The sequence below is a fragment of the Halorubrum yunnanense genome, from assembly GCF_026586675.1.
Taxonomy (GTDB): domain Archaea; phylum Halobacteriota; class Halobacteria; order Halobacteriales; family Haloferacaceae; genus Halorubrum; species Halorubrum yunnanense.
The window spans coordinates 16,589-27,381 of sequence record NZ_JAODIX010000016.1; the positions used below are offsets into that span (position 1 = coordinate 16,589).

Annotated in this window: 7 protein-coding genes; 2 read left to right on the forward strand and 5 right to left on the reverse strand. The window is 53.5% G+C overall.

The genetic code is table 11. The features are described from left to right. Window positions 1–31: 31 nt before the first annotated feature. A complete protein-coding gene (locus tag N5096_RS03600; RefSeq protein ID WP_267662964.1) occupies window positions 32–814 on the forward strand; it encodes a CBS domain-containing protein in 783 nt (260 codons plus the stop codon). An 84-nt stretch (window positions 815–898) separates the two neighbouring features. Beyond that, on the forward strand, window positions 899–1,132 hold the full coding sequence (locus tag N5096_RS03605) for a hypothetical protein (protein ID WP_267662965.1): 234 nt from the start codon (window positions 899–901) through the stop codon (window positions 1,130–1,132). Between the two features lie 181 nt (window positions 1,133–1,313). Here N5096_RS03605 and N5096_RS16475 read toward each other — a convergent pair whose 3' ends face one another. The 5 genes from N5096_RS16475 to N5096_RS03620 all read right to left on the reverse strand — a co-directional run bounded on the left by N5096_RS16475 (window position 1,314) and on the right by N5096_RS03620 (window position 9,954). Then, entirely contained in the window at window positions 1,314–1,574 is a 261-nt protein-coding gene (locus N5096_RS16475) for a HalX domain-containing protein (RefSeq protein ID WP_379789904.1), read from the reverse strand. Window positions 1,575–1,851: 277 nt separating this feature from the next. Then, entirely contained in the window at window positions 1,852–2,283 is a 432-nt protein-coding gene (locus tag N5096_RS03610; RefSeq protein WP_267662966.1) for a response regulator transcription factor, read from the reverse strand. 10 nt (window positions 2,284–2,293) lie between these two features. Then, complete coding sequence (locus tag N5096_RS16480) at window positions 2,294–2,617, reverse strand: HalOD1 output domain-containing protein (protein ID WP_379789902.1); 324 nt, start codon at window positions 2,615–2,617, stop codon at window positions 2,294–2,296. 158 nt (window positions 2,618–2,775) lie between these two features. Then, window positions 2,776–5,478 (reverse strand): helix-turn-helix domain-containing protein, encoded by a 2,703-nt coding sequence (locus N5096_RS03615; RefSeq protein WP_267662967.1) that lies wholly within the window; start codon window positions 5,476–5,478, stop codon window positions 2,776–2,778. A 3-nt stretch (window positions 5,479–5,481) separates the two neighbouring features. Then, window positions 5,482–9,954, reverse strand: a complete 4,473-nt coding sequence (locus tag N5096_RS03620) for a PAS domain S-box protein (protein ID WP_267662968.1) — start codon at window positions 9,952–9,954, stop codon at window positions 5,482–5,484. Window positions 9,955–10,793: the final 839 nt, after the last annotated feature.

Sequence of the window (10,793 nt, forward strand, 5' to 3'; positions counted from 1 at the left end):
CTTTTTAATCCGCGGGACCCAACGGCTGACGATGAGCGGGAAACCGACCGTCGGCGAGTACATGACCCGCGACGTCGAGACCGTGAGCCCCGACGAGACCGTCGCCGAAGTCGCGCGACGCATGGCCGAGAGCGACGGCCACAACGGGTTCCCCGTCACACAGGGCCGGACCGTCGAGGGGTTCGTCTCGGCCGCCGACCTGCTCCTCGCCGACGAGGAGTCGCCCGCCTTCACCGTGATGTCCGACGACCTCATCGTCGCGCACCCGGATATGAAGGTGACCGACGCCGCTCGGGTCATCCTCAGGTCGGGGATCCAGCGGCTCCCAGTCGTCGACGACGCCGACAACCTCGTGGGGATCATCTCGAACACGGACGTGGTCCGCTCGCAGATCGAGCGGGCCACGCCGAGCAAGGTCGGGAAGCTGATGCGGACGCTCGAGCAGATCCACGGGGTCGAACTCACCGAGGAGCGCAGGGAGATCCAACTCACGGACCTCATCCCGACGCAGGCGCGGGTGTACGCCGACGAGCTGGAGGGCCGCCAGTACGAGCTGGAGCGCGGTCTCGCGGAGCCCCTCGTCGTCATCGACAACGGGGGGACACTCCACCTCGCCGACGGCCACCACCGGGTGATGGCCGCCCACGAGGCCGGCATCGAGACGATGGACGCGTACGTGATCGTCCCGGGGCGCACGGTCGACCTCGGGATGGCCAAGACCGCCGAGAAGGAGGGGCTCCGCGACATCACCGACATCGAGATCGTCGACTACGCGCGTCACCCCCTCATGGAGACGACGAAGCGGCTGCAGTGACCGAGAGGGGCGACCGCCGGTGCGGTTTTTGTAAACGGACGGAAACTTGTGGGGTTTTTGTAATCAGACGGAGACGTGTTCGGTATGGGATCACGCATTCGACGCGCACTCTCTCGGGCGGCGCTCGCCGCGGTCGGCGCGGCCGCCGGCGCCGCGGTCGGCGGGCTGATCAGCCGACAGGCCGCAAGCAGCGGCGCCGCGCTGGGCGCGTTCGCCGGCGCGACGGTCGCCGAGGTGCGCGCCGACTCAAGCGGCTTCCTCGCCGCCCTCCGCTCCGACGAGGACGACGGGGCGGACGACGACGCGACGGCCGCGTAGCGAGGCGTCGATCGCCCGGCGAGCACTCGTGGCCGTTCGGGAACGCCTATAGTACGTAAGGCTCGCATCTATGGCTCGTACGAAGACTAATCCAGTGAGTAGTAGATGTTTATTTTCTGCGAGCGCTTCGGTACTGTCGTTGGTAGCATAATCAGTAGGTGTCACGGCTCCAAGTTCCACATCAAAACTGCTCCTCAGGTTGAGCGCTAATACGCTGGTCTCTGACCAGCATGTCGATCTGGTAATCTGACTCAATACGCTGAAGTGTCGTGTCAGATTGCTTCTCTAAATCTCGTATTCTCTGGAGGAGATCGCCGTATCGGCTATTGTCTTCCAGTTCTGTTCTGTCGAGATTCGCTTGTGAACTACCCTGACCTACCGCGCTCGGGGCTACTCGCCCCTCGCTTGTTGAGGACAGGGCTTCCTGTTTCTGCGTCGGAATTTATACCCGACGTGGGCACAGGGATTCCAGACTCCGCAGGCGACTTCCCTTCACGGGTGGTTCGGAGTGTCCCACTCCTACCGGATGGACACTCAGCCACAACCGAGGGTGCGCGCTTCTTCTCGCGCTTGAACACCACCGGAAGCGTGGTGAGCATCGTACTACCGATATCGACCGCAGGGGTAGTAAGGCTATACCGTGTAGTGAAACTAAAACGATGACGGCGCTGTATCCCCGCCCTACTCGCTCACTTCGTTCACTCCTTGAGGACGGGGGCTTAGCGCCTATAGTCAGCTAACGTGGCTTTGCTTGCGGTAAGCGAGAGTAGTTCTGTCACTGAAACTTCGTATGTTAAAACCAACTCCGAAGCTTCCACAGCTTGGAGAAGCCTTGTCCGGTTAATCGGCTTGAGAAGGTAGTCATCCACATCGATGGCCGCTAGTTCCTCGGTTGGCTGAACAGCTGTCAACATAATCACCTGCTGGGTATCGCTTCTTTCACGAATGGACTGCAGCACGTCTTTGCCAGAGAGTCCCGGCATGCGACGATTTAAAAGGACGATATCGATAGACTCCTCAGCGAGGATTTCCAACGCACCTTCTCCAGAATAGGCCACATGAACCTCAAACTGCTCCCGGAGCCATATGCCAAACAAGTCGGCGAGATTCGCTTCGTCTTCAACGATTAGAACGGTACTGGAATGGCTCATCCGTTTTCACTCACACCTCCCGTTCGACGATCACACGTACCGTTGATGCGTACATGACCGTCACAAGTGCATCTTGAAAGAGAAACTCCACGGAGGGCATATGGCTGGCCTCGTCGACTGCACGAGTTTTGAACAAGCCATCTAACTTGTCTGCATCTACGAATTCGAACACTGGAGGGGATCTACTGAGTTCTGGCCAGTCTTCGACGGCTTCTATGAGTGTCTCAGTAACCGCCTTCGAAACGCGAACGGGTCTGTCAAATTCGCGTACAATTTGTGAATCCGTACTCCATCCTGTAGGTGCAGACTCCCAGTGGCGAGAACTTTTAGCCATACACTCTGGATGTATTCTATAATGATACGTCTTCTACCCACTAATATCGGGTTACCAAATTTAATGCCTATATGGAAAGGCTCGCTACTTCCAGCAAGTTCTCCGAACGTCCACGAGCAGAATAGTCTGAGTACCTCAGAACGCGATCCTGAGGCAAGTCACGGTTCCGTTGTATCCTGATAGAGAGTCGTAAGCAGATTAGACTCAGCCGCTCGAAGATGTTGGTTGAACGTTGACTGTGCGATATCGAGGGTTTTGGCAATCGACGTCGAATCTGCATCCCGCGGCCAATTAAAGTATCCTGCGTAGAGCGCTGTCTGCAAGACTTCTTCTTGCCGGGCGGTAAGAGCCCCATCAAGACGCGCTGAGAGGGACGTATTGGTTTCTCCCCGCTCACTATCCAGTTTGGATAACAGGGTGAGATCGCTGTAGTCTTCTCGAAGTGAACTCAGATACATCCTAACATCGACCGTGAACGGCACAGTTACTGACACAACGATCTCGTTGGACTCCGAAGCTTTGGTGATCTGATTTATTGCAACCCCTTGGTTGGTCAGTTTCTCGCAAAAGCTGCTGTTCCGTATCGGAATTTTACAGTGGGTGCCGTTCCGAGAGTCGCTCAAAATGACTGTCTCTGGATCAAAACCGGCAGCTTCGAACGGCTCGGGAGTCACGTTTTCTCCAGTTAACCGTGCGAACAGGAGATTATGTGGACTATCAGTTACTACACTCAAAACTTCGAGATCTGTGTTCTCATCCGAAACAAGAGTTGCAAGACCAGTATCGTCCTTAAACTGAACCTTAAGGATTGTACCACCACCTGATAGAAGCGCCACCCTCTGGCGGAGTGCTGATATCCCGTGACCTATTATCTGACCGAGTTCTGTGAGGGCTGTCACCTCTTCTTCAGCGAAGGCGTTCGGAAGTTTAGAATGGACTTCTAATACGCCGAGGATAGAAGACTCGCTCTGTAGCGGCACAGTCACGATCGAACTGACTCCATTTTTCAGTGCGTCTTGTTCCCACTCCGTTTCGGAGCGAGCGGTCATTAAGTCGCCCTCCACGACCGAATCTTCAGTCCGGTATGCCCGTTCAGCAGGTGGCAATGTAGCGTTCCTCCGTTGGGTATTGTCATCCGCTGTATTGTCTTCAGCCCCCACTTTTTGATATGTGAGCGACTTTGTCTTGGCTCTGACCTCAATCGTGCTCGTGTTACTATCTTTTTTTCCGGTCCACGCCCCACTAACCAGATCCAGGTGAGATAGAGCATTACAGACCTCCTGCTCCAGCTCTTCCCGTGTATTTGCACTGATAATCGTAGCACTTATCGATCGGATCAGTGTGTTGATTTGATCCAGTCGTGTCAACCGGTCGTTTTGCTCGTTTAAACGCTGATCTCGTTCCCGAAGGGCCGTTTCTTGTGCTGCCCGTTCGAATGAGCTTGCTGCGTTTGCTGCTAACGTCTTTGCCAATTTGTTCTTTCTTGAGGGAATCTCTGGCGTCGTGGTCATCCCCACCAACAGAACCCCCTTTGATTCTAGTGAGTAGAGTCGCCACGACGAGAACTCCTCTGTCAACCACTGGCGTGACCGAGTATCTGCAACGTCTTCGGGAGCCAACTGTTCCGTTCGAGTCACGTAGGTCGTCCAGACTGGTGTGTCTCCTTCAGAGATGGTGGGAAGTTTGATTTCAGCAACAGCCTCCATAGATGAGTGGGCTATTGGGGCCAAGCGTCCCGTGTTCTCTTCTCGTGTATATATCGCGGCAAACTCGAATCCGAGTTCACCGACTGCGGCATTTGCCACGGTCTCGCCGATGCTACGCTCCGAGTCCGCTGTCATTAGATCGCGGGAAACCGCATGTAGGTCCTCTAGCTGTTGTTCATACGCGTACCTCTCTGTAATATTGTGGTAGTGTTCAATCCGCCCGCCTGCATAAAGACCAGTTTGAATTGGCCCGCTCCAATACTCCAACCACTGCTGCTCTTTTGAAGCCGTTTCAGGGATACGGACGATAGCTTCAACTTCGGAGTTCATATTCTCCAGAGACTGAGTTACGAGGTCAGACAGTGTTTGCTCCCCTGAGGTATATTCTTGGTAAGATTCAGAAGCAATTCGACTGTAGTCAGACCCTTGAATATCGTCTCTGTCAACTCCGAGTAATTCTTCCGTAGTTTCGTTTGCCCACACTACTTGGCCGTCGCGATCAACTACAACGACTCCTTCCTGTGAAGTGTCTAATACGTCTTCAGTCAGTGACTGGTACTGCTGTTGTTCCCTGCGCTCTGCTGCTGTTCGTTGCAGGCGCTCAATAGCCACTCGAAAATCTTGATCTGGCAGGTTCTGGAGATACCGTTCGACTTTGTCTTCGAGTTCTGTGATTTGGTCCGTGAGTGACTGATATTTCGGGCTCGTTTCGAGGGTATCTGCGTCCATAACGGCTTCCAAAGTCGATTGGCGTTCTATCAGCGAGAACAGTTCTTGCAGGTCCTCGTTATACTCCCCACGAGTGAGCATCTGTGAGATAACGTCTTCAAGCTCGGCGGCTTCAACGGGTTTTTCGAGATACGCATCGAACCCCATTTTGACAATATCGAAGTCCGGTGTCACCGCAGAGACAATAGCCACCTGACAGTTCGACTCATATTGTCTGAGTCGGGTAAGAACCTCTCCACCGGATAACCCGGGCATCATCCGATCCAAAAGGACGATATCGACGGTCGAATCGAACGCTTCCAAGGCTTCTTCGCCAGAGTACGCAGTTTCGACAACATAGCGGTCTGCGAGCCACTCTGCATATAGCTCCGCTAAGCTCTGATCATCCTCAACGACCAGGACTTTTGTGTTTCCGTTTTGAGTCACGGTCTAAGACACGATACCCGGTTTTTCTGAGTCTTCTCGGGCCGGTTGGGTTGGGATTTCCAGCGTAATATCGCTCCCATCTTCTGATGTTTCGACCAAAATCGACCCACCGACACGAGTCACCAGCGCCCGCACCATCCACAGTCCAAGTCCCTGACCGTGACTGAGCGGCGTTTCTTCGCCGGTTTCAAGCAGACTTGTCTCCATCTCTGGGAGCCCAGGCCCAGTATCGGAAACGCAGATCTCTACCCACCGTTTATCAGGTTTCGAGACACTGATCTGTACGGATGGCTGGCCGGTTGTATTCGCCGTGATGGCATTATCGACGAGCTCAGAGATGGCTTTGTCGAGACCATTCGGTACTTGCGATTCGGTATCGTGTTCAGTTGCGACAGTGACACTTGCAGTAGCGTATTCTTCTTCTTTTTGTGTTCGAATATCCGCAATCATTTGTTCAATTGGTCGGTAGGTAGACAGGCCACTCTCGCTTGTGAGAATCTTTTGCAGCTGTTTAGTCTTACTGGCCATTCTTTCCCACTTGTCAAGGATTTCTCGGATCGTCGCTGCCTGCTGTTCACGGCTGTCCGTATCTCTGCTCGATTCGAGTAGCTCGACGTACCCTCTAAGCTTCGTCAGATCATTTCGGATATTGTGCCGCATAATCCGGTGTAAGACTTGGACGTGCTGTCGACGCTGTTCTTGAGCCGTGATATCCCGTGCCTCGAATACGAGGAAGCTGAGTTCTCCGTGTTTGTTCGAAATCGGTTTAATCGAGAAGTCGAAGGTAGCGAGCCCATCAACACCTTCTGCTTCCACGTTGAACCGAACGAACGAACCCGAAGTTGCTTGACTAATTGCCTGTCTGATTTTATCTTGTACTTCGGACGAATGCGAAAATATTCCGCTCTTCCAGAGTGGCGTCCCTCTGCTTTCGTCTACCTGTATCCCGCCGAACTCCGTGACGGGTTCGTTTAATTCGAGAATGTCACCGCTCTGGTTCAGTAGTCCCGTTAATTGGAATGTTTGATTGAATACGGACTCGAACTTTTTTGTCTGACTTTTAATCTCGGTGACATCACGAAGGTAGAATAAGAACCCACCAATTGCTTGATCGTGGAATAGATTCCGTCCACGTGCCTCTACCGTGATCCACTCGTTGGCTCCAGTTTTCACTTGGAACTCTAGCTGAACGCTTGAGTCTGAGTCCTCAACGGCAGTGAAAAAGTCCTCCATCACACGGTCCCGGTCCTCAGGATGGATATAATCAAAGATGCTCTCTTGTTCTAGCTGAGTTGGATCATATCCGAGAACTCGTTCAGTAGAGCCACTGAGATAGGTGAAACACCCGTCACGATCCAAGACGGACACAACGTCGACTGATTCCTCAACGAACCGCTCCGTCCTCCGCCGCTGTTGACGCCGGTTAGTGAGATCTCTGACGACCATTCCGTACCCCAGAAAGACTTCTTCTTCAGTTTGAAGCGAGACGTATGAGACTTCAGCGGGAAACGACGATCCATCCTGACGGACGCGTTGCCCTTCGTGAGTACTTTCTCCTGCGAGAGATGCCTGTGTTAGTAGCCGATCAGCAATCCCATGCTTTTGCTCCTGTTCAGGGTGTAACTCCGCTACTGGCATACCGATCGCAGCTCCCTCGTCATATCCAAAAATGTCGGCTGCTCCGTCGTTCCAGCCGTCGATCTGTCCATCGTCATCGAGAAGTACGAAGGCGTATTCTTCGAGACTTTCTGAGAGAATATCAAACCGCTCCCGTTCCTGTTGAATCTGCCGAACCCGTTGTTTTTGCTCTGTTATGTCTGTTGCAATCGCAATAATCTTCTCTTCACGTCCGTCATCGTGTCTCAGAATAGCATCTGTGTGCACCCATCGTGTTTGTCCGTCTGTATCAATCACCCTGAAATCCACAGATAAGCTACCTGTGTCACCAAGTTGGTCCAGTAAATTACGAACACGGTCCCGATCTTTTGGCGCGACAATCTGCAAGAACTCGTCTTTATTGTCCGGATCGTGGCCAAATAGATCGATGAGCGTTTCGTTGAATGACATCGTGCCCGTCCCGAGATTCCACTCTGCGATACCGGTGTCCGTTCCAGAAAGAATCAACTCGAGTTTCTGATTCTGCTCCGCGAGGATTCGAGTCCGTTCTCTTCGATCTGTAACTTCCTGCTGTATACCAATAAACTTCGAAAGCGCCCCATCCACATCAGTGACTGGCGTGACAGACAACCGATTCCAGTGTTCACTCCCGTCTTTTCGGTAGTTTTTCAGTTCTACTGTCACCGGCTCACCGGCTGCAATCGCCGCTCGAAGCTTCGACAGTTCCTCCGGGTCCGTCTCGGGCCCTTGGAGGAAACGTGGATTACGACCTAAGGCGTCGTCCTCCTCATAGCCGGTAATGTCAGTGAACCCTTTATTGACGTACTCGACCGGATTGTCCTCCTGCTGTGGGTCGGTAATCATGACTCCGACGTTCGAGGAATCGATCGCTTGCTCCTTGAGTTCGAGTTCACGTTGCCGTTCCTGTTTTGCAGTTTCATCGCGTACAGTACAGACGAGGGTGCCATCATCGACGATGGTCAGGGAGAGCTTAGCCGGGAACGTCGTCCCGTCCGGCCGGGATCCGGTTACGTCGCCCCGCCAGTGCCCCTCCGACTCAAGAACCGGGAAGGCTTCCGACTCAAGACGCTCCACTTCCGCTTCGTTATACAGCATCCGCCAAGAGTTCCCGAGGAATTCGTCCGTCTCATCGAACCCATACATCTCGACGTGTGCCTCGTCAGCGTAGATGTATTCGCCGTCTTCGAGAATGGCGAATCCGTCTTTCGCGTCTTCGACGGCCTGCTGGAACGTCTCTAGCTCGCGACGCCGTTGCTCACGGGGAGTGATATCACGACTGGAGATAACGAGCGATTCGACCCCTGTCTCTCCCATCACGGGACGGATCGTCCCCGTAATGAACCGAAGGTCACCGTCCTGATCCGGATGTTCAGCCTGGAAGCTAACATACTCGCCGGCAGCCGCTCGTTCGATCCAGCCTTGTAGCTCTGCTTGTAGATCCGAGGAATGCGACCACCAGTCTCCTTCCCAGAACGGTGCCCCCAAGATATCGGATTTGTCGTTCGAAACGTAGTTTAGCGCTGTTTCATTGACCTCAATCGTCTCACCATCAGTTTCTAATAACCCCACCAGCATCTCGGGGTCTTCGAACACGGACTCGAAACGCCGCTCGTTTTTTTGGAGTTCCTCTTGGCGTTGATGCTTTTCAGACACGTCACGGACAACACAGACAATCCGACCGTCCTCCAACCGTGTCAGAGATAACTCGGTCGGGAACTCTTCTGTACCGTCGGGAGAGGCGGTTACGGTACCTCTCCACGCACCATCAGACCGGAGGGCTGACATCGCCTCACTCTCGATGCGTTCTACCTCAACGGAATCGGTATACAACTCACGCCACGTCCGCCCGAGTAACTCGTTTTTGTCATCGAACCCGTACATCTCGGTATGAGTCCGGTCAACGTACGTGTACTCCTCGTCTTCCAGGATAGCGATCCCATCACTCGCACTCTCAATAGCGGACTTAAATGACTCTAGGCGACGCCGACGTTCCCGGTCTTCGGTCACGTCTCTCGCGACAGTATGCATATAGCCCGTCCCATTGCGCTCGATACGACTGCTCGAGAACTCCACATCGATTTTACTCTCGTCACTCCGGAGCAGTTTCGCTTCAGTGGTTGCTGGTTCGCCGGCTAAAATCCGATCATGGTATTCCTGATACGCATGTAAGTCGATCTCTTCGTGAAGATCGGGGATGCGCATCGAGAGAAGTTCTTCTCGCGTGTACCCGGTCAACTCGCAAGCAGCCTGATTCACTCGGACGAAATTCGCCTCCGAATCACTAATGAAAATGGCATCGTTTGAGTCTTCAAACAACGTGTGCGTCCAATCACGTTCCGCCTGTAACTGCTCCTGTCGTCGGATTCGTGAGATTGCCGCTTCAAGATTTGAAGCGACCAGTTTCGCTACTTCTGAGTCATTCTCCGTAAACGCATCCACCTCAGTAGCTCCGACGCTCAAGACGCCAAGATCTGAGATTGGCACAAGAATTTCGCTCCGGATCGGGGTGTCTGAATTATATGTGCCATCGGCGCTATGGACATCGTCGAACGCTTCTGGACGATTCTGTCTGTACACACGGCCCGCAAGAGAATCAAGTGGAAGGATAGGTGCATCGCCAATCACCTCTTGTGCCTCAGTTGATTCGACGATTGGGTGGAGTTCGTTTGCTTCCTCATCGGATTCCCAGATCGCCGAAAGAGGCGCATCAAAATTGAGTTCCAACATTCGGACGGCAACAATGGAGGCGTCCTCGACCGAACCCGTCTGGTTCAGTTCCGAAGACAACTCGAGAAGTCCCGCAGGTGTGTGTTTTGTGTACGCGTCTTCATCGCTCATAGTTACAAATTCGATGTTCTACAGTATTATATTTTCGCTCGGAGGATCGTTTCATATCGGTTACCGTAAATTGAGTCCTATAGATATAGGGTACAGCTATTCACTGGTAAGAATCAATTGTGGTAGTAAGATACCGACGGAAGCAGTTGAGACACTTTGGCAGAAATACAGCGTGGATATACTGCGGGCGGCCAATAAGTAGAGTCGATCCTCCGCGATCGTTCGTCGACCCCACGAACTGAGACGAGCAAATCTATCTTTCTTCGAGGAGCGAATCCCGCCGTTTACGGCGGGAGTGAATCGGACAAGTCCTCTACAGACCACGTTCTGACGCTGATGCGGATATTTATCTAGCGGCACGTCGTAATATAACGGACACTGAGGCGGTTTCACCGCTACCTAACTGCACAGTATCGGGACTCCGAGAATCAGACCGTTCGAGACATCCTCTCGAACCGCTGTGGTGTCTCGGTCAAGATACCTCCGAGTCCCCCCTGCCGGGGGAGAGGAGTAACGGCGGTGTGGCCCCGTCCTCAGAAATCTTCGATTTCTGATGGGCTGCACGAGAACAGCGTTCTCGTGAACGCCATCGGCTCGTCATCCCGACGAGTCGTCAACCAGCAAATATCCCAACCCAGCGGTGCGGTACCGTGGGAAGCCTCGTCGTTTACCACGGGGAGGAGGTCACGTGAAGTCTCGGCAGAGATCGCGAAGAACCGAGAAGCGCTGACAAATCCCGTCACTGCTATCGAATTCAACAGAGCAAAATACTGCTGTGTTGAATAGATGCTGAGTCACGGTTATAGCGGCTCACACAGTGGTTCTATGTTGGTGATGGC

Coding starts and splice junctions, on each gene's coding strand:
- N5096_RS03600 (WP_267662964.1), top strand. CDS start 32: ATGAGCGGGAAACCGACCGTCGGCGAGTACATGACCCGCGACGTCGAG.
- N5096_RS03605 (WP_267662965.1), top strand. CDS start 899: ATGGGATCACGCATTCGACGCGCACTCTCTCGGGCGGCGCTCGCCGCG.
- N5096_RS03610 (WP_267662966.1), bottom strand. CDS start 2,283: ATGAGCCATTCCAGTACCGTTCTAATCGTTGAAGACGAAGCGAATCTC.
- N5096_RS16480 (WP_379789902.1), bottom strand. CDS start 2,617: ATGGCTAAAAGTTCTCGCCACTGGGAGTCTGCACCTACAGGATGGAGT.
- N5096_RS03620 (WP_267662968.1), bottom strand. CDS start 9,954: ATGAGCGATGAAGACGCGTACACAAAACACACACCTGCGGGACTTCTC.